A 23,925-nucleotide genomic window follows, 5' to 3' on the forward strand; every position below is an offset into this window, starting at 1 on the left:
ATCAAAAAAATAAGATTAAGACATAGGGATGGTCAGCCTTACTTCAAAGGTGACCCATTCAAATTAAAAAAGTTTTATGTATGGAATACCCACTTCATGAATTGCTTTCAAATTAATACTACCGAACTACTTTTTATAAAGTATCGTTCTATGACCGTTGAACTAATGACAGTAGTTTCTGACTATTACCCCCACCTCAGCAAAGCCGAAGCACTGAGAAAAGCGAATAATCAACAATTCCCTTTCTCAGTATTCAAAATAGATAAAAGTAAACGTGCTCCATTTTTGGTACACATTAAGGATCTTGCTGCTGTCTTGGATAAGCAATATTCAGAGGCATCCAAAGATTTTGCTACGTTTCATCGATGAGGCGTAGCACCTCCTCCAACTGTAATATATTTCTTCTCGCTTTCACTGATACATAACGCTGTAAACTCCCCCAAGAATCGTGCAAACTTACTTTCTGAATTTCAGGAATAGTAAAACTCTGTTCAGCTAATCGAGTACAGCCTTCATGTCTCAAGTCATGAAATCGTAAATCTTCAATCCCCAAAATTTTACAAGCCTCTCTAAACTCTTTACCCAAACTTTTGGGATTCAAAGGCAATAACAAATTTTCATTATGTCCAAGCTTTAGCATCCGTTCTCGAACTTCTGAATGTTTCAGTCTTTTGATCAGCTCCTTACAAGGATCAAGTACATCAAATGACTTATGATTACCTTTAGAACCATTAGGATTCTTTAAATCATGCACTTTCCACGTTGAATGATGTGGGTCATAATCTCGAAGATACAATCGTGTTAATTCAGCTTCACGTCTGCATGAGAAAATTGCAAACCACATAATCAAATGCATTGGGTATTTAGAGCCATAACGATTTAGCTTCCATCGTTCTGCAAAATACTTCGTCAATGCAATCAATTCATCTCTCGAAGGCAGTCGGTCTCTTTTTTGACTGGAGGATATTTGACGTGTTTTTCTTAACTGAGCAGTAGCCTTATCAAAGCTATTTAAATCAATATCCATTTCCCACATAACAGCAGCATGAGAAAGAACACCTCTGATATGTAAAAGCTCATGTTGCAGTGTACTAGTCGCAATAGGTTCAAGATCGAGGTACGGAATTCCACCCTTCCTTAAAGCCACATGCTCGGCCAAATGTACTGATTTTATTTTTGTGATAATATTGCGCGCAATTGGTAGCTTCTTAATTAAGAGCAGAGAATAGCGTTTCGTCCTTCCGTACTCGCTCCCGACTTCATCCAAATATTTATCTATGGCATCTGATAAGGTCAGATCAATCAACTTTTCTTTGCCAAGCAAAATATCAGGATTTTCTTGAATTTCGACTTCTCGTTTCTTAATCCAGTTTTCAGCTAATTTCTTTGAGTGAAATGTTTTACTTTCAGAAAAAGCAGGAAAGCCCTTTCGAGTGATTCGAATCGCAGCACGATAGTTAACTTTGCCATCTGCACCTTTCCTTGCTGTAATTGACCCCATAATTTACACCAAAAGCTATTTTTTCTATTATGGTGTAAAATTTGGTGTAAATGCAAACGGATTCACCCATCTAAACACAGGTTCAAACAGATTCTCGCAGGTTGCAGAATATAGATTAAAGGTATGATTTTTAATGACTATTAACAAAAACATTGAAAACACTCAATCTCCGAGAATCAGTGTTGCCCCGATGATGGACTGGACCACCAAAGATTATCGTTTCTTTGCCCGTCTGTTTAACCCAAATATTATTCTCTATACCGAGATGGTAACGACAGGTGCCATCATTCATGGTGATGCCAAACGTCATTTGGACTTTAATCAGCAAGAACAGCCAATTGTGTTACAGCTTGGTGGCTCTAATCCCAAAGATCTGGCCACCTGTAGCAAAATGGCACAGGACTGGGGTTATAACGAAGTCAACCTGAATGTCGGCTGTCCAAGTGACCGGGTACAGAACAATAAAATTGGTGCCTGCCTGATGGCTGAGCCGGATTTAGTGGCCGAATGTATTGGTGAGATGCGTAATGCTGTAGATATTCCGGTGACAGTGAAACATCGTATCGGCATTGATGATATGCATTCCTATGAAGAAATGCTGCATTTTGTCGATACCGTGGCGAAGACAGGTTGTAATAACTTTATTGTGCATGCCCGAATTGCCCTGTTACAAGGCCTATCCCCGAAGGAAAATCGCGAAGTTCCACCGCTACGCTATGAAGATGTTTATCGTCTGAAACAGGAACGTCCGGAACTGCTGATTGAAATCAATGGTGGGATCAAAACCTATGCGGAAACGGTTGAACACTTAAAACATGTGGATGGGGTAATGATTGGTCGTGAGGCTTATCATAATCCCTATTTATTGGCAGAGTTAGGCCAACTGTGGAATCTTGAAGCCCCTGATCGTTTTGAGATTATGCAACAAATGATGCCATATATTGCCCAGCGTATGGCAGAAGGTGCACCACTCTCGATTATCACCCGTCATATTCTAGGCTTGTTCCAGAACTTACCAGGTGCGCGTAAATGGCGTCAGGCGTTAAGCGGTGGCAATGCCAAAACCTTAAAAGATGTAGAAAACGCCTTGTTCAATATTCAGGAAGCGATCAAACGCACTGAAGACTATCTGCTCGAACAGCAAACCCAAAACCTTTAATCTAAAAAGCACCGTTTTCCGGTGCTTTTTTATGGAGGGTGTTTGATTAGAGAACCTATTGGGTATAGGCGGTAATATTTCCCACAGGAATGGGTGCTTCAACCCGCTGTGATGCCATCGTAGATTCCTGCGCTGCAGCCTCAGTGATCTCATTCACCCTATGATCCTCAAAGCCTTCATCTTGCTCGAATTCTGCAGAAATCATAGCCAGTTCCTGCTGTAACTGCTGTTCATAACGCCGAATTTCAACTTCATCAATAAAGGCAAAAGCATCATCTTCTAACTGCCAGCTATACCCTTGCTCCACCTTCTGGATAGAGACCTTAACTGGAAAAGATTGGCCCTGATACTGTACCTGAGAAATGGCCTGAAAATGATCACCAGAACGCTCGACAATTTTTACAGCCATGACTTTCAACCGGTAGTGGCGATAATCCAAACTGGAATTAAATTCACGTTGCATCTGAGACTGAATATTACTCGACAGTTCATCAATAGAGACAAAGTAACTGCAGGCTGATAATAGCAAGCTCAGAAACAATAGACTTATTCTTTTCATACCACCCCCAGTGCTCAAATTAGTGAGGCTGGAAAATAAAAAAATTCTGATTCTTATAGGGGTTATTTTATCTTTTTCAAAATGGACACGAAATAGCCAAAAGTATCTTTCAGGGTCAAAATACTTGGTTTTCTATTGAACAGTCAGTCAATTTTGTAGAAACAAAAAAAGCCCTGACTATGCAGGGCTTCAATATATCACTGGCTTAGAAATCATCATCCTCAGAAGAATCACGATGTAGGGCATCATGAATGGCTTCAACCAATTGCTGGGCAATTTCCTGTTTAGAAGCCTTTTCCAGATCACGTTTTTCCATATGATAGGACTCTGCAAAGAATACCGTCATGGCATTTTCATCTGATGCAAATCCGATATCTGCACGGGAGACGTCATTGCAGGCAATCATGTCCAGTTTTTTGGCGACCAGTTTTCCGGCTGCATATTCTTCAATATTTCGTGTTTCTGCGGCAAAGCCGACCATAAATGGACGTTTTTCCTGTTGGGCAATCGTTGCAACAATATCTGGATTTTTGATCAGCGCGACATTCAGCTCATCACCGGCTTTTTTAATCTTATGCTCTGCCACTTGTGCTACACGGTAATCCGCAACCGCAGCGGTAGCAATGAAAATATCACAGCCCTGTTCTAGCATATGCAGACTTTCATCCAGCATTTTCACGGCTGAGCTGACATTTTTACGTTTGACACCATTTGGTGTATCTAGCGTAACTGGTCCTGCAATCAGCGTTACATCCGCACCAGCGGCATAACAGGCTGCAGCCAAGGCAAAACCCATTTTCCCGGTACTGTGATTAGAAATATAACGAACCGGGTCAATCGCTTCACGCGTCGGACCTGCGGTAATCGTGACGCGCTTACCCGCAAGCTGACCAAATTTTTCTGCAATCGCTCGTTGTGCCTTATGGAAATACTCGGTCACTTGACGTGCCAGATCTTCCGGTTCCGGCATACGGCCCAAACCTACATCACCACAGGCCTGTGAACCTGCATCAGGCATAATCACATGCACGCCATCTTCAATCAAAGTGGCCAGATTACGTTGCGTTGGCTTGGCTGCCCACATCTGCTGATTCATCGCTGGCGCTACCCAGACTGGCGCTTTAGTCGCCAGATAAAGTGTACTCAGCAAATCATCAGCCAGACCGGCAGCAAATTTGGCCAAGGTATCGCAGCTTGCTGGTGCGACCAGTAACAAGTCTGCCCAGCGCGCCAGTTCAATGTGCCCCATGCCTGCTTCAGCTTCTGGATCAAGTAATTCAGTATGCACAGGATTACCTGACAGTGCCTGGAACGTCAGCGGGGTAATAAAGGCCTGTGCACCTTGAGTCATCACCACACGAACATTAAAACCGGCATCTTTCAGACGGCGTACCAGAATTGCACTTTTATAGGCAGCAATGCCACCTGTCACAGCTAAAATAATATTTTTATGAGGAATTACACTTACGTCGAAGCTCACAAACAGGCTACCTTTGTGTTGCAGTGGCGCTCACAATAGCATTAAATAAGGTCATGCCCAAGAGACCTTCTTGGATGAAAAACAATAATTAATAATAAATAAGTCTAATAAACATGCAATTTTCGATTAAACACTGGCCTGAACAGGAACGTCCACGCGAACGCCTGTTGCAGTCAGGCCCACAAAGCCTGTCCGATGCCGAATTGCTGGCAATATTCCTGCGCTCAGGTTCCCAGCAGCATTCTGCAGTGGAACTGGCTCGACTGCTGATTCAGCATTTTGGTCATTTAAGTACTCTCCTGGATGCCCCACTTCAAGAGATCAGCCAGTTTCATGGTATGGGTGTCAGTAAATTTACCCAGCTGATGGCTGTCAAGGAACTGGGACGGCGCTATATTGCCGAGCACCTTCGCCAGGATGCACTGGAGCTCAATCACTCACGCAAAATCATGGACTATCTGCGCTTTGAACTGCTGGGAGAAGCTCAGGAAGTCTTTGCCGTACTCTGTCTGGATGCCGGCTTAAGAAAAATCAGCTTTAAGAAAATGTTTTATGGCTCGCTTAATTCATGTGAGATTTCGATTAATCATTTGCTCCGCCATGCCATTCAGCAACAGGCAACATCGATTGTGATCGCCCATAATCATCCACTCGGTGAGCCTCGACCTTCCGCAGCAGATCTTGAACTCACCCAGCAGATTGCAAAGGCCTGCCGGCTGGTCGAAATCCGCCTGATTGATCACTGTATCATTGCCCGGGAAGGCAGCTTTTCCTTTGCCGAACAGCAACTCATTCATACAGTAAAACCTTGAACAATAGCGCTTGACAAAGATCTCACAACTCATGAAGATCATGAAAAAAATTGTGATGATTCCAATAAATGATCGTACGTGACCAACCCAGTATCTTTAAAGTATTATTTTCATGGCGGGGAACGATTTTACCTAAGGTACTGCCCCCTCTAGGCGTGGTCATGCTCATCTCTGCCATTATTGGCGGGCTATCTTATACCGATTATTTACATTTACCGGAATTACCCTTAGTTGGTTTTACCCTGATCGGGGTAGTACTGTCGATTTTTCTTGGTTTCAAGAACTCTGCCGCCTATGAACGCTGGTGGGAAGCGCGCAAGCTCTGGGGCATCCTGATTGCCAATGCACGTCATTTTGACCGCGACTGCCGTATGTTGACTCAGGCACGCCGTGAGCGGGTCATCCAGCATGTGATTGTCTTCGCCAATGTACTGCGTGATCGTCTGCGCCATCAGACCGCCAATCCAACCGAACTGGTACAGACCAGTGGCATGAGTTCTCAAGCACTGCAACAACTCTATCAACAGGCCAATGCCCCACAGTACACGCTCAGTCTGATTCAATGGGAATTTATGCAGGCACTGAAAGAAGGGGAAATCTCGGATATTATTTATGCGCAGATGAACCAGCATGTAGCTGAGCTAAGTATTGTACAGACAGGCTGTGATCGGATTGCCACCACACCGCTGCCTTTCGCCTATTCAGTCTTGCTAAATCGTACCGTGTATTTTTTCTGCTTTATGCTGCCGTTTAGTCTGGGCTCGACTCTTGGAATGGTGACACCGCTGTTGGTCGGAATTTTAGCTTATACTTTCTTGGGATTGGATGCTCTCAGTTCAGAAATTGAAGAACCTTTTGGTACGCAAAGCAATGACTTACCACTTGATTCAATGGTACGTACCATTGAAATTGAACTCTTGGGTACTTTAGGCAAACCAACTCCACCACCTATTCAGGCCCAAGATCATAATCTATTATAAGAAGTACCATTACAGCTGAACCCAACTCATGTGTTCAGCTCAAAATTAAAATAATGAAAACAATAAAAATAAGATCTCATGCATATCAAGCAACGGATTCATCGTTATACACCGCAACCGGTGACGCGTCCGGGTGTAACTTTAACGGCTTTACTGCTTTGTAGCGGGGTCGTGTTCGCATTCGGCTGTGTATTGGCCTGGCAAGATATTTTATTTAGTGGGTTAAAACAGTACTGGCTTTTACTGCTTCTCATCAGTTTCATACTGGTTTTTGGTCTAAGTTATGACCGGAAACAATATTTCAAATTTCCTTTTCTGATTTAGCAATACCTGATTGATTCAAAACTGGCGCAAGATATTCATGAAAGAGCCTTACGCAGCTCAGATGCCACCATTATGGGCCAGCGTCAGATTCACACGACCCGGCTACGCAAACAGCAGCAACTACTCTTAAAGATTAATAATCATGAAGCACCGCAATGGTTTAATGTCGATCTGAATCAGGTGTTTAACACAGAACCTTATCTGGATATCCAGGTTCAACCAAGTGATGCACTGATCGGCCAGAAGGTTCTGGTCTATTACCTGATGCGTACGCGCTGGATTGTGCAAATATATGCACATGATGGAAATCACAACTTTCAGCATCTGCAGTACTATATCGCGACGCCGATCCGTGGCCGAATTTACTTCGACTATATTCCCAGCCGGCTCATGTTGGACTTACCGAGAATTGTACATATTCAGGCGAGTCGTGAAGAGGGCTCATCTTCTTATACACTTAAGCTCAGCACTCACTATGGCAAGCACTATCGGGTGTCCTGCAAGGCAGCGCATTTTGACAAGCTGGAACTGGCGCTCGCTAATTTGATCGATTTTCTACGCTATCGAGAATTCAAACATCACCCAGCCATCCAGCAGGCAGTGATTTCCCGAAATCATCCTTTTGTTTATCGTAATTTACTGAACTATACGCTTGTTGCTGCGTTATTACTGTTGGCAGCGACTACAGCAACTTGGCAACTCGCGTTACTGAGTTTGACTGTAGCCTGCCTTCTCGGCATGAACATTCAGCAGCAAAAGCAGTCTCCATTTATTGAAGCCTGACGACTACCTGAAACTTTCCCAGATACCAACTTGCCCTTCTTTAACTGTTGGAATATGACCAAGCTTAATCCAGGGCATATTGTCACCATGATAATCACTGCCTACAGACACTTTTAGTCCATGTTCAGCAATCATCCGATCCACCATCTGCCGGGTAGAAGCCGGATCAACAGCTGGTGGCAGCTCGACAGCATCACCCTCAAACTTGGCAAAAATTTCTATCAGGTAACGGATGTTGGTTGCAGACAGATCATAACGGGTTGGATGCGCCAGCACAGCAAAACCGCCACTGGCATGAATCACCTGAATGGTTTCTTCCAGTCCCAGTCCATCAAACTTCACATAGGCTTTCTTGCCTTCCTTGATGTATTTATCAAAGGCCTGCTGTGGACGGGTGACTATCCCCTTTTCCACTAGCGTTTTGGCAATATGGGTCCGCGTCACACGGTCTGGGACATCATCGACTTTAGCCACTACATCCGGATAAATATCTTCTCCAATCAGAGGTATGAGTAGTTCACAGATCCTTTTTGACCGTTCAGCTCGAATCCGTTTTTGCTGTTCTAAAGCCTGTTGTAGTGGCTCCGGATTTTGAACATCTAAAGCTACAATATGCACACCATAATTCTTCTTGGTGGCTGGACGTGACCATTGACTGGAGATCTCTACCCCAGAAATGATCTTAATTTCGTGATCTTTCGCGGCTTCACGCGCCAGCTCTAAACCGTCCATGGTGTCATGATCAGTCAAGGCCAGCGTATGGATAAAGCTCGCTGCCGCGACCTCAACCAGCTGCTGTGGACTCAAAGTTCCATCAGAAATATTGCTGTGTGTATGTAAATCTACGCCGTGCATCTCTATACTATGACATTTATTTGATCAGATTTAGATACTCTAACATGAAAGCACTTTTAGACTTTGTGCCACTCATTATTTTCTTTTATTTATATAAGACAGTAGATCCTAAAGATACCAACCATCCATTACTCCAGCTGATTGGCTCCGCAGGCGGTGTCGACAATAACAATATTCTTGTGGCAACCACAGGTCTGATCATTTCCATGTTAGTGGTCTACGGCGCATTATTTGTTTCGCAAAAATTCCGTCTGGACAAGCAGCAATGGATCGTATTGTTCATGACGGTGATCTTTGGTGGGATCACCTTAATGCTCAGTGATGATTTCTATATTCGTCTAAAAGCAGTCCTGCTGAATCTGGTTTTTGCTGGCGTATTCCTGCTTTCACCATGGTTCAGTAAAGATAAAAAACCATTAATTCAGCGTCTGTTTGGTCCTGTTTTTGATCTGACTGAACGAGGCTGGTTTAAGCTCAACTATGCTTGGGCAGCAATGTTTGCGGTCATGTCTTTCTTGCATGGTTTCTTTGCTTATTTCTTTATGGATGGAAAATATTGGGGTGAATTTACCGCATTTGGTGACATGATCGTGATGTTTTCCTTTATCATTATTCAGTTCATTGTATTGCGCAAATACTTTAAAGCTGCTGAATAAAAGTTAAACTAAATCATCGAGAACTGCCATGCCATTATTTGTTGTCAGCTGTACCGACCAGGAAGGTACTGTCGAAAAACGCCTTGCGATTCGTCCTCAACATCTGGAACGTCTGCAAAAATTAGATGATGAAGGTCGTTTAATCGTTGCCGGCGCGATGCCAAAAGAACCGGGTAATCCGCAAGCTGGTTTTTATGGCAGCACCATCATTGTGGATTTTGACAGCCGCGAAGCATTGGATGAATGGTTACAGGAAGAACCATTCTTAAAAGAAGGCGTCTATGCGCATATTGACGTTAAACCATTCAATAAAGCATTTCCACAAGGATAAGGTTCATGCACGCTGTAATTGCCAGTTTAATCGGTCTATCTCTTGCCTGTACAACTGCCTGGGCAGTTGAAGCAACACCGGCAGCGGAATCTGCTGCCCCAGCGCAAAATACACCTGCAACTGTGCAACCCGCGGTAGCCAATACGCAACTGCAAACGCTGCCTGCCAATAAACCTGGCATCATGCCAGTGGCTGCTTCGAATAATCCTCTTGTGCAAAACCCTGCTGCCAAGCCATTGACTGCAGAAGATATTGCTAAAAATAAGGCTCAGCAAGATGCCAAAGTGAAGGCCCTGGTCAAAGATCAGGCGACACGTTTGCAACAACTGGAAAAGGCCAATCTTGAAGCACTGACCCAGAATCAGGAACTACAGCTGAAAAACGATAATCTCGGCGTTCAGGTGCAGGTGCTACAAAGTGAACGTAGTGCACAAATGTTCCTCTACGGTGCTGCGACATTGGCTGTAGGCGTGCTGCTGGGCTTCCTGATTGCGAGCTATGTTTATACCAAACGCCGTCGTCAGTGGTAAGCTATTCCCTCTCCTGATGTATTGAAGGTTGTATCCGTTTTGTCTCACGCAATTCAAACTGCCGATCTCGATTGGCAGCTGGTGGATGGCATTGATGTGCCAGTTTCCAAACAGTTTGGTGATGTTTATTTTTCCAAGGACAATGGTCTGCTTGAAACGCGCCATGTGTTTTTAAATGGTAATGATCTCGGTACCCGACTCGCGGATCTCAAACCTTTTGAATATTTTTGCGTAGGTGAAACAGGCTTTGGTACCGGACTCAATATTCTGGCCTTATGGCAATTGTGGCAACAGGTTCGTCCAGATAACCAGAGCCACCTGCATGCCATTTCAGTGGAAAAATTTCCGCTCTCGAAAGATGATCTGATTCGTGCTTTAAATGCCTGGCCGGAACTGAAACCACTTGCAGATCAGCTGATTTCCCAATATCCAATGCCAATTACCGGTTGCCATCGGCTTAGTTTTCCTGAGGCGCGATTCTCACTCGATTTATGGCTGGGTGATGCACATGATGTCTTTCCGATCATAGAAAAAACTGCACCAGTCAATGCCTGGTTCCTGGATGGTTTTGCACCTTCCTGTAATCCGGATATGTGGGAAGAAAATGTGCTGAATAATATCGTGCGACTCTCGGATTACGGCACCACCTTTGCCTCTTTTAGCGTGGCAGGCGTATTGAAGCGCGGTCTAAGAAATCATGGCATTTCCATTTCACGTCCTCGTGGCTTTGGTCATAAACGTGAAATGCTGAAAGCAATCTGGAATCCACCTGCATCTGCAGAGCCAGCAACAGCAATTCCTGAAGATCCTACTCAAAAAAAAACTTCGCTCAATAAAGAGTTAGAATATCAGGCACGCCAGATTGCTGTCATTGGTGCTGGTATAGCCGGTTTAAGCACCGCTTGGGCTTTTGCTATACGCGGTCATCACGTCAGCTTATTTGATCAAACAGCCCCACTTTCGGGTGGTTCTGGTAATCCATTAGCGCTCCTCAATCCAAAGCTGTCACCGATTGCACAAAATGCTGAACACCTGATGACCCAGGCTTGGCAACATGCCTTGAATTATTATGCACAGTTCAAAGCCTTCCGCCCGATTCAGGTTCATCAACTGGCATTAAAAAATCCGGAAAACCTGTTGGCTCTGGCTAATGAATATCCTGACGGTATTCTGAAAGTTCTTGAGCGAAATCAGCAGTCTTTAGTGACTCAGTATCCTGCACTGGCTTTACTGCAAGCAGGGGGCGTATCGCCTCATCAGTTGCGTGATGAAATCCTGCAACATTCCAATATTCATTATATTCAGGCCCAAATTAGCCAAATTAAGCCCAAACCACGTCCAGAATTATTTGATGGTGATAGCTCACTCGGACAGTTTGATCATGTCATCGTCTGTACCGCATTAAATACGCCTCAGCTGCTTGAAGAGTATCCTGAGCTTAAGCCCATTCGTGGACAGGTCAGCTGGCTCAAAAATAGCGATCAGCCACTCGATCCAAACATTGCCTATAGCTACGGCGGTTACTGCATCCAGTTTGATGAACAGCATTTACTGCTCGGTGCTTCATTCTGCCTGAATCGTGACGATGTAGATGTACTGGAAGAAGATCATATCCATAACCGTGAACTAATTCATACAGTATTTCCAGAGTATGCACAGAATTTGGCTGATGTCCGTGAATGGCAAGGTCGTACTTCGGTTCGTGCCCAGAGCAAAGATTATTTCCCCTTGCTTGGAAAACTCAAATCAGATCAGGAAATCCATAGTCTGGCTGGCTTAGGTTCCAAAGGCTTCCTGTTTGCGCCATTGTGCAGTGAAATCCTGGCTGCACAAATTCTAGGAGAAGCTTGCCCTGCATCCACGAATCTGGTGAAGAAACTGGACGTCAGACGCTTTGAAAAGAAAGTCCAAGCCAAGAAGCCTTATTTTAAAAAATTTCCCCTTTATCAAAGGGAGACTAAGGGGGATTACAAGTAAAGTAGAATTCCTCCTTTACGGAACAGAGTTCCTCACCCTTAAGAAAAGAATTCCCTCTCCTAAGCAAATTTTAAAGCACTGCTTTAAACGCAGCACAAGTGAGGGCTAGGTTGAGGGTTTTATTTCATTGTAAAAATATTTTACCTCCCCCTGTCTCTCTCCTAAAAGAAAAGGAAATAAACGTCTCACCCAATAAAAAAAGCGCCTTACGGCGCTTTTTTTTTTAAAGGATGTTTACACACCCTCTTCAAGTGGTAGACCTGCATCACGTGCAGCTCGTGTTCCACCCATTAAGATTACATATTCACGTGAGTTGTCTATTCCCTCTAATAGCTCAGCTGCACGTGGTGCTTTGCTTCCGCCGCCACACAAAATATAAATCGGTTGATCCGTGGACACCTGAGTAAGGCTGTCTGCTGATAGACTTGCAATCGGCTGGTTCACTGCACCTTTGATATGCGCTTCAGCATAGGCATTTGAATCTCGTACATCCCAGATAACAGCACCTTCTGGGAACTCAAATGTTGTAATTTCTTGTTTACGGATCATTGTGCACTCCTTTGATGTAAACAACACTTGGCAAATGAAGAAAACATCCCTAGCATCTCAGATATTCTTTCCATTTGTAAAGGTCTAAAACATGCCTTCTTTCGATATTGTTTCTGAATTAGAAATTTTTGAAGTAAACCATGCGGTTCAAAACACGCAAAAAGAAATTGCGACCCGTTTTGACTTCCGTGGTCAGGACGTTTCAATCGAGTTAAACGAAAAAAATAAAGAAATCAAAATCAAGACTGAAAGTGATTTCCAGTGTGAACAAGTTTATAGCATGTTAGAGAATCACTTCTTTAAACGTAAAATAGACATTCAGGCTCTTGATCCGCAAAAAGGCGCACCTTCAGGTAAAAACTATATCCAGGTGATCAAACTGAAAGATGGTCTTGACTCAGATACTGCAAAAAAAATTAACAAAGCCATTAAAGAAAGTGGCATTAAAGCGCAGTCTTCTATTCAAGGCGACAAGATTCGTGTGACCGATAAAAAGCGCGATACTTTGCAACAAATTATGGCGTTCCTGAAAGAACAGCAATTTGGTGTGCCTTTACAGTTCAACAACTTTAAAGACTAAGACAGTCTATTTTCGGATAATAGAACCATGACCAAAAGCAACCGACTCTCCAAACTGGTAAGAGCAAGTTCACGACTTCCACAAGGCATTCGTACTGCACTGCTGAGTAAAACCTTTGGACGTGTGGTGCCAATGGTCGGTTCTGCCCGAATTCGCTATGAACAGCTGAGCCATGATCAGGTGATTGTCAGTATGGCCAATCATAAGGCGATGCAAAACCATATTGGTCAGATTCATGCCTGTGCCATGGCACTACTTGCAGAAACAGCCACGGGATTTGTCACCGCAATGAACGTGCCTGATTCTACAGTCGTTCTCATTAAAAGTATTCAAATTGATTATAAGCGCCCCACCCAAGGCGCAATGCGTGCTGTAGCCACACTAACGGCTGAACAGCAGCAATTGATGCAAAGTACGGATAAAGGCGAAACATTGGTGCAGGTGGTTGTAACAGATGAATCCGGCGAAGCACCGATTCAGTGTGAAATGCTCTGGGCCTGGATTGCTAAATCACAACTTAAAAATAAAGTTACTGCTTAATATTTTAATAATCTGTGCTAACTCAATCCGGGATAGTGTCAAAGTATTCTTATTATCTCTAGAGATCATGACTGCTCTTCTCTTCTTGGCTTAAACACCATTTGATTTTTAACCTTAAAACCAAGGTACGTTTTAAAATCAGGATTTTATGTTTTAATCTTTCAGAAATAAAAAAAACCAGACATATGGTCTGGTTTTTTTTGCGCTCATCAATTCACTTGCTGGGAGTCAAGAAACTTCTGTTTTGCTTCATCTGGAATCAGACGCTTATTGCCTTTGACATCCACTGCAACGAAGGTAAATACCCCTTCAGTGACACGTACAGGCGGACGGGAATCATCGTGACTGTCCCACACTTCAATCTGCATTTGAATCGAAGTATTACCCACCTTCAGAATCTTGGTATAACAGCTGATCACATCACCGACTTTTACTGGTACCAGGAAAGTCATCTGATTAATGGAAATTGTCGCACAACGTCCATTAGAAAAACGTTCTGCATGAATTGCACCGGCCAAGTCCATTTGTGAAACAATCCATCCACCGAATACGTCACCGCTCCAGTTGGTATCTGCTGGCATTGCAATCGTCTGTAGGGAAAGAATTCCCTCTGGTTGTACATGAGAATCTGACACGTTAACTCCAGGCTTGGGTATTAAGATTTGGCATTCAGATGCTGATCCAGCCACTGTTGTAGCTGCGGTGCTCTGAGTGCGCCACTTATTCTAGCAATTTCATCAGTTTTATTCATTAAAACCAGTGTCGGAATACTACGAACATTAAATGCTGCACTGAGTCTTGGGTTCGCTTCAGTATCAATTTTGCCAAATACCACATTTGGATACTGCTGTGCTACCGTTGCAAAATGCGGTGCCATCATCTTGCACGGACCACACCAGTCCGCCCAGAGATCAATCAGAATCGGTAAATCACTGCCTGTCACGAACTGACTAAAATTCTGTTCATTCAGTTCAATCGGCGCAAGTGGAATCAAGCCCTGATGACACTGGCCACATGCAGGACTCGCGGTGAGTTTATCTTCAGGCACACGGTTTTTGGCCTGACATGACGGACATACAATGATCATCTAACGAACTCCAATATATTGATGTAAGAATTCTAATTGGGTCGAAATTGCTTTTTCAAACCATTCTCCATGATATATATCAAAATGTCGTATATTCCACTCATGATATTGGGCAAATGGTGCGATATTGGTTACCGTTTCACGGCTAGACTCAATCGGAATCAGGCTATCCTGTTTTGCGGCGATAAACAGAACCGGTATCGTAATCTTGCGGACGTCCTGAATCGGTCGATAGCGGATCAGTTTAAAGAATAACCGGGCTGGTATTTCTCCACTCCAATAATGATCTGGATGAACGATTGAAAGATAACCTTCATAGCTATCCGGTGTCGGCAAGAAACAAAGTTCATTCTGAGCAACAACGGGTAAAGTACGTGGCGCCATCCCGACTTTGGAACCCATATAATCTTGACTGGAAATCTTCAGCGCTTTAGGTAACTGCTGTAAGGGATATAGCTTGGCACTTTCAGCACCATCAACAAAAGGCACCTGTACCATAATGGCTTGCACATCTTTGGATTCTGCGGCAAGTGTCAGTACATACCCCCCACTCAAACTTGTTCCCCAAAGCACAATACGCTTTGTATCCAGAGACTTACGCGCTTTAACATGGGCAATCATGGTTCGCCAGTCTTCAAGCTGGGCTTTAATCGAAACCAGTTCACGCGGTCGTCCGGTACTCCCTCCCCAGTAACGATAATCAAATAAAATGACTGCATAACCTGCTGCAGCAAAACATTGGGCATATTTGACCAATTCAAAATGACGTAAGGCAGCCAAGCCATGCGCCATTAAAATGACCGCTGGTTTTTGTATATTCTTGGGACGGTAAAAATCGGCAGCAATGACATCTTGACCGCTTTTGACATACAGTGGCTCAACTGTATATGCATGCATACGCGCTCCGTTGCGTTATTTTATGGTTGTATTCGTTTATAAAAATTTCAGATCTTTCTGCTCATTTTCGAGCTTAATGCTATCATAAAGCATATCTTTATAAATTAAATGATGGAGTGGCATCATGAGTGAAAATGTAGGCTTTGCAGGTCAAATTGGTCCAGAACATATCGAACAGGTGGTTGAAAAAGGTTTTAAATCGATTATCAATAACCGCCCAGATATGGAAGGTGGCCCGGATCAGCCGACCAGTGCACAAATTGAAGAAGCTGCGCGTGCAGCAGGTCTGGATTATGTGCATCAACCTGTAGTTGCAGGTCAGATTACTGAACTCGATGTCCGTACTTTTGCCAATCACTATAATGAACTGCCAAAACCGTTATTGATGTTCTGCCGTACAGGTAATCGTTCTAATAATCTGTACCAAATCGCAAAACAGATGGATCTGTTGGATGATTAATTAATTCCTTCGGGAATATGCAATGCTTGGGCAGGACTAAGCATTGCTACATTCGGTTTTATATTAATTAAAACAGATAGTTAATAAATAAATTCAGCATAGATGGACATATAAATAGTCCCCCAAGTGCCAAGAATTAATGACACAAGGTATTGAATCAATCATCTTTAATCGCCCAGATCAGAAAGCTGGTAATGAATTAACGGTTATTTAGCTTCGCATTATTACCGAGTGACATCATGTCAGTGTGATTTATCAACTACTTATTAATAGAAAAATTACATAACAGAACATTGAAAAATTTTCTAAATACTATAATGACTTATCTGAACTCATTTTAATGATTTGCCGCAGTGGTACATGCTTTACCACCTTGTATTACAAGGCAAACGAACAAGGATTAATTCATGAATAAAGTTTTACTGATCATTTGCTTAAGCTTGAGTTTTATTGGCTGTAATTCGATGAATGTTCGACCTACAGTGGGGGTGAGTATGGGAACTACCCTTTAATTTTATCCATAAACAGCCATGGCGCTCTTTGCGCCATTTTTTAAGTAAGTACAACTTCGTCAAAGCATCCTGTAAAAATTTGATAATACTCCTCCGTAAAGAAGCTAATTTTTTGTATATTTGAATAAATACTTAGGCGAATAATTTTAATATGTACGACATTATCATCATCGGTTCAGGCACGGCAGGCATCACTGCCTATAAAGAAGCAATCAAATATACTGATAACATTCTTATTATTAACGCTGGCCCTTGGGATACGACCTGTGCACGCGTTGGATGTATGCCAAGTAAAGTTTTAATTGCTTCAGCCAATCGTATGCACCTGATTCAGCATGCACATGATTTAGCTTTAAATATTGATAGTGAAGTTACTCCGAACAATGTCATGTCACGTGTTCGTAAATTACGTGATTTCTTTACTCAAGCCACCCTTAAAGAAGTCAATCAATGGAATCCAAAACATAAAATTTCAGGTCATGCCAAATTTGTAGATGCCCAAACCGTAGAAGTAGATGGACAATATTATCAAGCTAAAAGTTTTATTTTGGCTGTAGGCTCACGACCAAATGTAGATAAAAAACAAAAAGACATGCTTGGAGAGCGGCTGCTTAGCTCCAATGAAGTATTTGAGCTTCCTACCCTGCCTCAGTCATTAGCAGTGATTGGTAGCGGTGTGATTGCAATTGAGCTTGCTCAAGCCATGCAACGCTTAGGAGTCAAGACCACTGTATTTGCCCGGAGTCAAAAAGTCGGTTCTCTTACAAGTCCAGTGCTTCAGGAACTTGCTCAACAGCAACTCAGCTCAGAACTTGAGATTAAATTTAAAACTGTTCCTGATGAGATGATCCGGCAAGGCGAACAAGTCCAGATAAAATTTAAGCAAAATGACCAAGCAGAAATCTTAGAAGTTGATTACGTATTAGCGGCAACCGGAAGAAGCAGCAACCTTGATCAACTCGAACTGGAAAAAATCGATCCTTCATATACAGACATCAAAAATCTTCCAATTGATCTTTCTACAAAACAGTTAGCGAACTATCCAATTTTTATTATTGGTGATGCAGCTCCTGATGCTCCAATTCAGCATGAAGCTGCATATGCAGGTAAAAAAATCGTCAAAAATTGCCTGAATTATCCAGATGTACAAGCGATTCCAAAACTTATCCCATTAGCGATTGTGTTTAGTCAGCCTGAAATGGCCATTATTGGAAAAAATTATCAGCAGCTACAGAAAGTAGGAACTGATTTTGTTACGGGTTTTGTTTCTTATGAAAGACAAGGCCGAGCACGTGTAGAAGCTACAAATATGGGTGGTGCTGAAATATATATAGACAAGGCTACACATAAACTATTGGGTGCAGAACTATTTTGTGCTCAGGCAGAACATTTAGCACATCTACTCGCATGGTTGATTGGTGAACAACTGACAATTAATCAAATTCTAGAAAAACCCTTCTATCATCCAACGTTAGAAGAAGGATTACGTACTGCATTTAAACATGCACGTAGACAATTAAAAAATTAAACTATCTGAGTTCTATCAGGTGCTCAAAATAAAAGCCAGTTAGCTTAGCAGCAGTTGATGAATAAGATGAGTTCTAGAATATTTTTAGTACATAAAAAAACACCCCCTGTTGTCAGGGGGTGTTTTGGAATAATGAGCTGGCGATGACTTACTCTCACATGGGTAACCCCACACTACCATCAGCGCTAAGAGGTTTCACTTCTGAGTTCGGGAAGGGATCAGGTGGTTCACTCTTGCTATTGTCGCCAGCACAACTGTTTATGGATACTCGCCAGGTCTTATGGTTGCCTTGCTTTCTACCAAATAGAGTACATTAACAGGTATATCTGAGTTGAATTGTAACATAAAGCAGAGCTTTATGTCTTGCACTCAGGCAAACGCTGTTGCGTTTGCTTAATCTTCGTTCATCTAGCGTATTCTGAATCAAGATCAGTCAGTGTTGACTGTTTGGTCTTTAATGAATCAATCTCTGCTCACTGCTTACGCAGTTCGTACAACAACTGTTTGGGTGTTGTATAGTCAAGCCTCACGAGCAATTAGTATTGGTCAGCTTCATGTATCACTACACTTCCACATCCAACCTATCAACGTCGTAGTCTTCAACGGCTCTTTAGGTGACATAAAGTCACAGGGAAATCTTATCTTGAGGTAGGCTTCCCGCTTAGATGCTTTCAGCGGTTATCCCTTCCGAACATAGCTACCCGGCGATGCGACTGGCGTCACAACCGGTACACCAGAGGTTCGTCCACTCTGGTCCTCTCGTACTAGGAGCAGATCCTCTCAAATTTCCAGCGCCCACGGTAGATAGGGACCGAACTGTCTCACGACGTTCTAAACCCAGCTCGCGTACCTCTTTAAATGGCGAACAGCCATACCCTTGGGACCTGCTTCAGCCCCAGGATGAGATGAGCCGACATCGAGGTGCCAAACACCGCCGTCGATATGAACTCTTGGGCGGTATCAGCCTGTTATCCCCAGAGTACCTTTTATCCGTTGAGCGATGGCCCTTCCATACAGAACCACCGGATCACTAAGACCTACTTTCGTACCTGCTCGACTTGTGGGTCTCGCAGTTAAGCGCGCTTTTGCCTTTATACTCTACGCGTGATTTCCGACCACGCTGAGCGCACCTTCGTACTCCTCCGTTACTCTTTAGGAGGAGACCGCCCCAGTCAAACTACCCACCAGACATGGTCCTCGCTCCAGATAATGGAGCAGAGTTAGAACCTCAATATTACCAGGGTGGTATTTCAAGGACGGCTCCATGGCAACTAGCGTCGCCACTTCAAAGCCTCCCACCTATCCTACACAAGTAAGATCAAAGTTCAATGTCAAGCTGCAGTAAAGGTTCACGGGGTCTTTCCGTCTAGCCGCGGGTACACCGCATCTTCACGGCGATTTCGATTTCACTGAGCCTCTGCTGGAGACAGCGCCCCCATCATTATGCCATTCGTGCAGGTCGGAACTTACCCGACAAGGAATTTCGCTACCTTAGGACCGTTATAGTTACGGCCGCCGTTTACTGGGGCTTCGATCAATAGCTTCGCTTGCGCTAACCACATCAATTAACCTTCCAGCACCGGGCAGGCATCACACCCTATACGTCCACTTTCGTGTTTGCAGAGTGCTATGTTTTTAATAAACAGTTGCAGGGGCCTGGTTTCTGAGGCTGTCGACAGCTCAAGGAGCAAGTCCTATCACCATCAACAGCGTACCTTCTCCCGAAGTTACGGTACCATTTTGCCTAGTTCCTTCAGCAGAGTTCTCTCAAGCGCTTTGGTCTACTCGACCTGACCACCTGTGTCGGTTTCGGGTACGATTCCTGTTTAACTGAAGCTTAGAGACTTTTCCTGGAAGTATGGTATCAGCCACTTCACTGTACAAGTACAGCTTGCTATCAGTTCTCAGCATAGAGTACCCCGGATTTGCCTAAGATACATGCCTACAACCTTCCACCTGGACAACCAACGCCAGGCTGACTTAACCTTCTCCGTCCTCTCATCGCATTAAACAGAAGTATTGGAATATTAACCAATTTCCCATCGACTACGCCTCTCGGCCTCGCCTTAGGGGTCGACTCACCCAGCCCCGATTAACGTTGGACTGGAACCCTTGGTCTTTCAGCGAGCGGGTTTTTCACCCGCTTTGTCGTTACTCACGTCAGCATTCGCACTTCTGATACCTCCAGCAGACTTCTCAATCCACCTTCATCGGCTTACAGAACGCTCCCCTACCACTTGCAATAAATTGCAAATCCGCAGCTTCGGCATATAGTTTTAGCCCCGTTACATCTTCCGCGCAGGCCGACTCGACTAGTGAGCTATTACGCTTTCTTTAAAGGGTGGCTGCTTCTAAGCCAACCTCCTAGCTGTCTATGCCTTCCCACATCGTTTCCCACTTAACTATAATTTAGGGGCCTTAGCTGGCGGTCTGGATTGTTTTCCTCTTGACTACGGACGTTAGCACCCGCAGTCTGTCTCCCGGATAGTACTCATTGGTATTCGGAGTTTGCATCGGTTTGGTAAGTCGGGATGACCCCCTAGCCGAAACAGTGCTCTACCCCCAATGGTATTCGTCCGAGGCGCTACCTAAATAGCTTTCGGGGAGAACCAGCTATCACCGAGTTTGATTAGCCTTTCACCCCTATCCACAAGTCATCCCCTGGCTTTTCAACGACAGTGGGTTCGGTCCTCCAGTCAGTGTTACCTAACCTTCAACCTGCTCATGGATAGATCACCCGGTTTCGGGTCTATACCCAGCAACTAAACGCCCTATTAAGACTCGGTTTCCCTACGGCTCCCCTATACGGTTAACCTTGCTACTGAATATAAGTCGCTGACCCATTATACAAAAGGTACGCAGTCACCGAACAAGTCGGCTCCCACTGCTTGTATGCATGCGGTTTCAGGATCTATTTCACTCCCCTCACAGGGGTTCTTTTCGCCTTTCCCTCACGGTACTGGTTCACTATCGGTCAGTCAGGAGTATTTAGCCTTGGAGGATGGTCCCCCCATATTCAGACAAGGTTTCACGTGCCTCGCCCTACTCGACATCATCATATCAGCCCTTTCGTGTACAGGACTATCACCCACTATGGTTGCACTTCCCAGAGCATTCCACTAAAACTGATATGACTTAATGGGCTGTTCCCCGTTCGCTCGCCGCTACTGAGGGAATCTCAATTGATTTCTTTTCCTAGAGGTACTGAGATGTTTCACTTCCCTCCGTTCGCCTCATTAACCTATGTATTCAGTTAATGATACCTGGCTTATACCAGGTGGGTTTCCCCATTCAGACATCTCCGGATCACAGGATATTTGCCGCCTCCCCGGAGCTTTTCGCAGGCTATCACGTCTTTCATCGCCTCTGACTGCCAAGGCATCCACCACATGCACTTAATTACTTGACTATACAACCCCAAACAGTCGTTAACCCTTACAAGTTAGGTTAGCAACAGATCATGATGATTTCTCATCACTCTCATACAGTTGGCGTCTTGTGCATTTAAGCACTGTACAGCTTCAATTAGATTCATATACCAAAACGCTTGATTCAGTTTAATCGCTAGAACTCATTTCATTCAACTTTCACAATTGCTTGTTAGGTTGTTTAAAACGAGTTTGAACAAATTATTTCAACTCAAATATATTCTGTTAATGATTCACTGCATCCTCGTCGGAGTGCAGTCAACTGTGATAGATCACAGAGATTATCAAGTGCGCGTATCATAACGCTTGTACTTGTTAATCTCTAGGATCTCATCAATTGATCGCTTATTTCTTAGCTCATCTTACATCTGCTTGACCAACTAGTAGTCAATGATGTGATGGTGGAGACTAGGAGAGTCGAACTCCTGACCTCCTGCGTGCAAAGCAGGCGCTCTACCAACTAAGCTAAGTCCCCAGCTTATCATTTAGGATTCAATGTATCGTATGAGTATGTCATGGTGGGTCTGACAAGACTTGAACTTGTGACCCCACGCTTATCAAGCGTGTGCTCTAACCAACTGAGCTACAGACCCTCAGATACATCGTCATGAAGAACAACTTGTTGTGGATTCTTACCAATCGTCAATCTTTCGTTAAGGAGGTGATCCAGCCGCAGGTTCCCCTACGGCTACCTTGTTACGACTTCACCCCAGTCATCGGCCACACCGTGGTAAGCGTCCTCCTTACGGTTAGACTACCTACTTCTGGTGCAACAAACTCCCATGGTGTGACGGGCGGTGTGTACAAGGCCCGGGAACGTATTCACCGCGGCATTCTGATCCGCGATTACTAGCGATTCCGACTTCACGCAGTCGAGTTGCAGACTGCGATCCGGACTACGATCGGCTTTTTGAGATTAGCATCCTCTCGCGAGGTAGCAACCCTTTGTACCGACCATTGTAGCACGTGTGTAGCCCTGGCCGTAAGGGCCATGATGACTTGACGTCGTCCCCGCCTTCCTCCAGTTTGTCACTGGCAGTATCCTTAAAGTTCCCGGCATAACCCGCTGGCAAATAAGGAAAAGGGTTGCGCTCGTTGCGGGACTTAACCCAACATCTCACGACACGAGCTGACGACAGCCATGCAGCACCTGTATCTAAGTTCCCGAAGGCACCAATCCATCTCTGGAAAGTTCTTAGTATGTCAAGGCCAGGTAAGGTTCTTCGCGTTGCATCGAATTAAACCACATGCTCCACCGCTTGTGCGGGCCCCCGTCAATTCATTTGAGTTTTAGTCTTGCGACCGTACTCCCCAGGCGGTCTACTTATCGCGTTAGCTGCGCCACTAAAGCCTCAAAGGCCCCAACGGCTAGTAGACATCGTTTACGGCATGGACTACCAGGGTATCTAATCCTGTTTGCTCCCCATGCTTTCGTACCTCAGCGTCAGTATTAGGCCAGATGGCTGCCTTCGCCATCGGTATTCCTCCAGATCTCTACGCATTTCACCGCTACACCTGGAATTCTACCATCCTCTCCCATACTCTAGCTTTCCAGTATCGAATGCAATTCCTAAGTTAAGCTCAGGGATTTCACATCCGACTTAAAAAGCCGCCTACGCACGCTTTACGCCCAGTAAATCCGATTAACGCTCGCACCCTCTGTATTACCGCGGCTGCTGGCACAGAGTTAGCCGGTGCTTATTCTGCGAGTAACGTCCAAACATCTAGAGTATTAATCTAGAGTTCCTCCTCCTCGCTTAAAGTGCTTTACAACCAAAAGGCCTTCTTCACACACGCGGCATGGCTGGATCAGGCTTCCGCCCATTGTCCAATATTCCCCACTGCTGCCTCCCGTAGGAGTCTGGGCCGTGTCTCAGTCCCAGTGTGGCGGATCATCCTCTCAGACCCGCTACAGATCGTCGCCTTGGTAGGCCTTTACCCCACCAACTAGCTAATCCGACTTAGGCTCATCTACTAGCGCAAGGCCCGAAGGTCCCCTGCTTTCTCCCGTAGGACGTATGCGGTATTAGCGTTCCTTTCGGAACGTTGTCCCCCACTAATAGGCAGATTCCTAAGCATTACTCACCCGTCCGCCGCTAGGTCCAGTAGCAAGCTACCTTTCCCCGCTCGACTTGCATGTGTTAAGCCTGCCGCCAGCGTTCAATCTGAGCCATGATCAAACTCTTCAGTTTAAAATCAATAGCACCTATAGGGTGCCAATCTTGGCTCATCAATTACTGACAAAAAATTTGCTCAAATAAACTTCGAGAAATTTCTACCAATTATCAATGAAAATAGTTTCGATTGATCAACCAGTAAAAATCCACACAAGTTGTTCTTCATAATCTCTTAATGATCTTCTTGTTGGTTCGTCACCAGCAAGCTAGGTCGGCTATA

Annotated in this window: 22 protein-coding genes, 2 tRNA genes and 3 rRNA genes; 14 read left to right on the forward strand and 13 right to left on the reverse strand. The window is 44.3% G+C overall.

Features of this window, described 5'->3' with window-relative positions; genetic code table 11:
• Window positions 1-96: 96 nt before the first annotated feature.
• On the forward strand, window positions 97-369 hold the full coding sequence (locus tag IHE35_RS12195) for a pyocin activator PrtN family protein (protein ID WP_004644614.1): 273 nt from the start codon (window positions 97-99) through the stop codon (window positions 367-369).
• Here IHE35_RS12195 and IHE35_RS12200 read toward each other — a convergent pair.
• Window positions 353-1,501, reverse strand: coding sequence for a tyrosine-type recombinase/integrase (locus tag IHE35_RS12200; protein ID WP_043973256.1), 1,149 nt, complete (start codon window positions 1,499-1,501; stop codon window positions 353-355). The two genes, IHE35_RS12195 and IHE35_RS12200, sit on opposite strands and share 17 nt — an antisense overlap.
• A gap of 151 nt (window positions 1,502-1,652) precedes the next feature.
• Here IHE35_RS12200 and dusA point away from each other — a divergent pair, with 151 nt between their 5' ends.
• The gene (gene dusA / locus IHE35_RS12205; protein ID WP_242790008.1) at window positions 1,653-2,660 is read left to right on the forward strand and encodes a tRNA dihydrouridine(20/20a) synthase DusA; all 1,008 of its coding nucleotides are present in this window, start codon (window positions 1,653-1,655) and stop codon (window positions 2,658-2,660) included.
• A gap of 55 nt (window positions 2,661-2,715) precedes the next feature.
• Here dusA and IHE35_RS12210 read toward each other — a convergent pair whose 3' ends face one another.
• Both IHE35_RS12210 and coaBC read right to left on the reverse strand, forming a co-directional pair.
• On the reverse strand, window positions 2,716-3,219 hold the full coding sequence (locus tag IHE35_RS12210; protein WP_242787834.1) for a hypothetical protein: 504 nt from the start codon (window positions 3,217-3,219) through the stop codon (window positions 2,716-2,718).
• Between the two features lie 205 nt (window positions 3,220-3,424).
• A complete protein-coding gene (gene coaBC / locus IHE35_RS12215) occupies window positions 3,425-4,699 on the reverse strand; it encodes a bifunctional phosphopantothenoylcysteine decarboxylase/phosphopantothenate--cysteine ligase CoaBC (protein ID WP_242787836.1) in 1,275 nt (424 codons plus the stop codon).
• A gap of 113 nt (window positions 4,700-4,812) precedes the next feature.
• On the opposite strand from coaBC, the gene radC reads away from it, so the two are divergent.
• From radC to IHE35_RS12235, 4 genes are all read left to right on the forward strand, one after another.
• Entirely contained in the window at window positions 4,813-5,511 is a 699-nt protein-coding gene (gene radC / locus IHE35_RS12220; protein ID WP_242787838.1) for a DNA repair protein RadC, read from the forward strand.
• A 68-nt stretch (window positions 5,512-5,579) separates the two neighbouring features.
• Window positions 5,580-6,491 (forward strand): bestrophin family protein, encoded by a 912-nt coding sequence (locus IHE35_RS12225; protein ID WP_242787840.1) that lies wholly within the window; start codon window positions 5,580-5,582, stop codon window positions 6,489-6,491.
• A gap of 78 nt (window positions 6,492-6,569) precedes the next feature.
• Window positions 6,570-6,815, forward strand: coding sequence for a hypothetical protein (locus IHE35_RS12230; protein WP_242787842.1), 246 nt, complete (start codon window positions 6,570-6,572; stop codon window positions 6,813-6,815).
• 72 nt (window positions 6,816-6,887) lie between these two features.
• Entirely contained in the window at window positions 6,888-7,598 is a 711-nt protein-coding gene (locus IHE35_RS12235) for a hypothetical protein (protein ID WP_242787844.1), read from the forward strand.
• 3 nt (window positions 7,599-7,601) lie between these two features.
• Here the strand turns inward: IHE35_RS12235 and IHE35_RS12240 are convergent, their stop codons facing one another.
• Window positions 7,602-8,453, reverse strand: a complete 852-nt coding sequence (locus IHE35_RS12240; protein WP_242787846.1) for a PHP domain-containing protein — start codon at window positions 8,451-8,453, stop codon at window positions 7,602-7,604.
• A gap of 44 nt (window positions 8,454-8,497) precedes the next feature.
• On the opposite strand from IHE35_RS12240, the gene IHE35_RS12245 reads away from it, so the two are divergent.
• The 4 genes from IHE35_RS12245 to mnmC are packed head-to-tail and all read left to right on the forward strand — an operon-like array spanning window position 8,498 to window position 11,947.
• The gene (locus IHE35_RS12245; RefSeq protein ID WP_242787847.1) at window positions 8,498-9,109 is read left to right on the forward strand and encodes a septation protein IspZ; all 612 of its coding nucleotides are present in this window, start codon (window positions 8,498-8,500) and stop codon (window positions 9,107-9,109) included.
• 28 nt (window positions 9,110-9,137) lie between these two features.
• A complete protein-coding gene (locus IHE35_RS12250) occupies window positions 9,138-9,440 on the forward strand; it encodes a YciI family protein (protein ID WP_242787849.1) in 303 nt (100 codons plus the stop codon).
• A 5-nt stretch (window positions 9,441-9,445) separates the two neighbouring features.
• A complete protein-coding gene (locus tag IHE35_RS12255) occupies window positions 9,446-9,970 on the forward strand; it encodes a hypothetical protein (protein WP_242787851.1) in 525 nt (174 codons plus the stop codon).
• Window positions 9,971-10,009: 39 nt separating this feature from the next.
• Window positions 10,010-11,947, forward strand: coding sequence for an FAD-dependent 5-carboxymethylaminomethyl-2-thiouridine(34) oxidoreductase MnmC (gene mnmC / locus IHE35_RS12260; RefSeq protein WP_242787853.1), 1,938 nt, complete (start codon window positions 10,010-10,012; stop codon window positions 11,945-11,947).
• Window positions 11,948-12,181: 234 nt separating this feature from the next.
• On the opposite strand, the gene IHE35_RS12265 is transcribed toward mnmC, so the two are convergent.
• Window positions 12,182-12,496, reverse strand: coding sequence for a rhodanese-like domain-containing protein (locus IHE35_RS12265; RefSeq protein ID WP_242787855.1), 315 nt, complete (start codon window positions 12,494-12,496; stop codon window positions 12,182-12,184).
• Between the two features lie 91 nt (window positions 12,497-12,587).
• On the opposite strand from IHE35_RS12265, the gene IHE35_RS12270 reads away from it, so the two are divergent.
• On the forward strand, window positions 12,588-13,076 hold the full coding sequence (locus IHE35_RS12270) for a YajQ family cyclic di-GMP-binding protein (RefSeq protein WP_242787857.1): 489 nt from the start codon (window positions 12,588-12,590) through the stop codon (window positions 13,074-13,076).
• Between the two features lie 27 nt (window positions 13,077-13,103).
• Window positions 13,104-13,616: a DUF4442 domain-containing protein gene (locus IHE35_RS12275; RefSeq protein ID WP_242787859.1), complete on the forward strand. Its 513-nt coding sequence runs from the start codon at window positions 13,104-13,106 to the stop codon at window positions 13,614-13,616.
• 209 nt (window positions 13,617-13,825) lie between these two features.
• Here IHE35_RS12275 and IHE35_RS12280 read toward each other — a convergent pair whose 3' ends face one another.
• The 3 genes from IHE35_RS12280 to IHE35_RS12290 are packed head-to-tail and all read right to left on the reverse strand — an operon-like array spanning window position 13,826 to window position 15,600.
• Window positions 13,826-14,251 (reverse strand): acyl-CoA thioesterase, encoded by a 426-nt coding sequence (locus IHE35_RS12280; protein ID WP_242787861.1) that lies wholly within the window; start codon window positions 14,249-14,251, stop codon window positions 13,826-13,828.
• 20 nt (window positions 14,252-14,271) lie between these two features.
• Window positions 14,272-14,703 carry a thioredoxin TrxC gene (gene trxC, locus IHE35_RS12285; protein ID WP_242787862.1) on the reverse strand — a complete coding sequence of 144 codons (432 nt, stop codon included), beginning with the start codon at window positions 14,701-14,703 and terminating at the stop codon, window positions 14,272-14,274.
• Window positions 14,704-15,600 (reverse strand): alpha/beta fold hydrolase, encoded by an 897-nt coding sequence (locus tag IHE35_RS12290; RefSeq protein WP_242787863.1) that lies wholly within the window; start codon window positions 15,598-15,600, stop codon window positions 14,704-14,706.
• A gap of 124 nt (window positions 15,601-15,724) precedes the next feature.
• Between IHE35_RS12290 and IHE35_RS12295 the strand changes: the two genes are divergently transcribed.
• Window positions 15,725-16,060 (forward strand): TIGR01244 family sulfur transferase, encoded by a 336-nt coding sequence (locus IHE35_RS12295; protein ID WP_071321295.1) that lies wholly within the window; start codon window positions 15,725-15,727, stop codon window positions 16,058-16,060.
• 663 nt (window positions 16,061-16,723) lie between these two features.
• On the forward strand, window positions 16,724-18,100 hold the full coding sequence (locus IHE35_RS12300; RefSeq protein ID WP_242787864.1) for a dihydrolipoyl dehydrogenase: 1,377 nt from the start codon (window positions 16,724-16,726) through the stop codon (window positions 18,098-18,100).
• Window positions 18,101-18,235: 135 nt separating this feature from the next.
• Here the strand turns inward: IHE35_RS12300 and rrf are convergent.
• The 5 genes from rrf to IHE35_RS12325 form a co-directional block, all read right to left on the reverse strand.
• Window positions 18,236-18,350, reverse strand: a 5S ribosomal RNA gene (rrf, locus tag IHE35_RS12305).
• Between the two features lie 265 nt (window positions 18,351-18,615).
• A 23S ribosomal RNA gene (locus IHE35_RS12310) occupies window positions 18,616-21,509 on the reverse strand.
• Between the two features lie 418 nt (window positions 21,510-21,927).
• Window positions 21,928-22,003, reverse strand: a tRNA-Ala gene (locus IHE35_RS12315).
• 41 nt (window positions 22,004-22,044) lie between these two features.
• Window positions 22,045-22,121, reverse strand: a tRNA-Ile gene (locus IHE35_RS12320).
• A 61-nt stretch (window positions 22,122-22,182) separates the two neighbouring features.
• A 16S ribosomal RNA gene (locus tag IHE35_RS12325) occupies window positions 22,183-23,720 on the reverse strand.
• The 16S, 23S and 5S rRNA genes sit together here with 2 tRNA genes alongside, the layout of an rRNA operon.
• Window positions 23,721-23,925 lie beyond the last annotated feature (205 nt).

This window comes from Acinetobacter sp. ASP199 (genome assembly GCF_022700675.1).
Classification (GTDB): domain Bacteria; phylum Pseudomonadota; class Gammaproteobacteria; order Pseudomonadales; family Moraxellaceae; genus Acinetobacter.

Excerpts from the sequence above, each read along its gene's own strand:
- IHE35_RS12295 (WP_071321295.1), top strand. The coding sequence starts at position 15,725 with ATGAGTGAAAATGTAGGCTTTGCAGGTCAAATTGGTCCAGAACATATC.
- IHE35_RS12195 (WP_004644614.1), top strand. The coding sequence starts at position 97 with ATGAATTGCTTTCAAATTAATACTACCGAACTACTTTTTATAAAGTAT.
- radC (WP_242787838.1), top strand. The coding sequence starts at position 4,813 with ATGCAATTTTCGATTAAACACTGGCCTGAACAGGAACGTCCACGCGAA.
- IHE35_RS12255 (WP_242787851.1), top strand. The coding sequence starts at position 9,446 with ATGCACGCTGTAATTGCCAGTTTAATCGGTCTATCTCTTGCCTGTACA.
- IHE35_RS12275 (WP_242787859.1), top strand. The coding sequence starts at position 13,104 with ATGACCAAAAGCAACCGACTCTCCAAACTGGTAAGAGCAAGTTCACGA.
- IHE35_RS12300 (WP_242787864.1), top strand. The coding sequence starts at position 16,724 with ATGTACGACATTATCATCATCGGTTCAGGCACGGCAGGCATCACTGCC.
- IHE35_RS12270 (WP_242787857.1), top strand. The coding sequence starts at position 12,588 with ATGCCTTCTTTCGATATTGTTTCTGAATTAGAAATTTTTGAAGTAAAC.
- IHE35_RS12245 (WP_242787847.1), top strand. The coding sequence starts at position 8,498 with ATGAAAGCACTTTTAGACTTTGTGCCACTCATTATTTTCTTTTATTTA.
- IHE35_RS12200 (WP_043973256.1), bottom strand. The coding sequence starts at position 1,501 with ATGGGGTCAATTACAGCAAGGAAAGGTGCAGATGGCAAAGTTAACTAT.
- IHE35_RS12290 (WP_242787863.1), bottom strand. The coding sequence starts at position 15,600 with ATGCATGCATATACAGTTGAGCCACTGTATGTCAAAAGCGGTCAAGAT.
- IHE35_RS12265 (WP_242787855.1), bottom strand. The coding sequence starts at position 12,496 with ATGATCCGTAAACAAGAAATTACAACATTTGAGTTCCCAGAAGGTGCT.
- IHE35_RS12225 (WP_242787840.1), top strand. The coding sequence starts at position 5,580 with ATGATCGTACGTGACCAACCCAGTATCTTTAAAGTATTATTTTCATGG.
- IHE35_RS12210 (WP_242787834.1), bottom strand. The coding sequence starts at position 3,219 with ATGAAAAGAATAAGTCTATTGTTTCTGAGCTTGCTATTATCAGCCTGC.
- IHE35_RS12250 (WP_242787849.1), top strand. The coding sequence starts at position 9,138 with ATGCCATTATTTGTTGTCAGCTGTACCGACCAGGAAGGTACTGTCGAA.
- trxC (WP_242787862.1), bottom strand. The coding sequence starts at position 14,703 with ATGATCATTGTATGTCCGTCATGTCAGGCCAAAAACCGTGTGCCTGAA.
- IHE35_RS12235 (WP_242787844.1), top strand. The coding sequence starts at position 6,888 with ATGGGCCAGCGTCAGATTCACACGACCCGGCTACGCAAACAGCAGCAA.
- IHE35_RS12230 (WP_242787842.1), top strand. The coding sequence starts at position 6,570 with ATGCATATCAAGCAACGGATTCATCGTTATACACCGCAACCGGTGACG.
- IHE35_RS12240 (WP_242787846.1), bottom strand. The coding sequence starts at position 8,453 with ATGCACGGCGTAGATTTACATACACACAGCAATATTTCTGATGGAACT.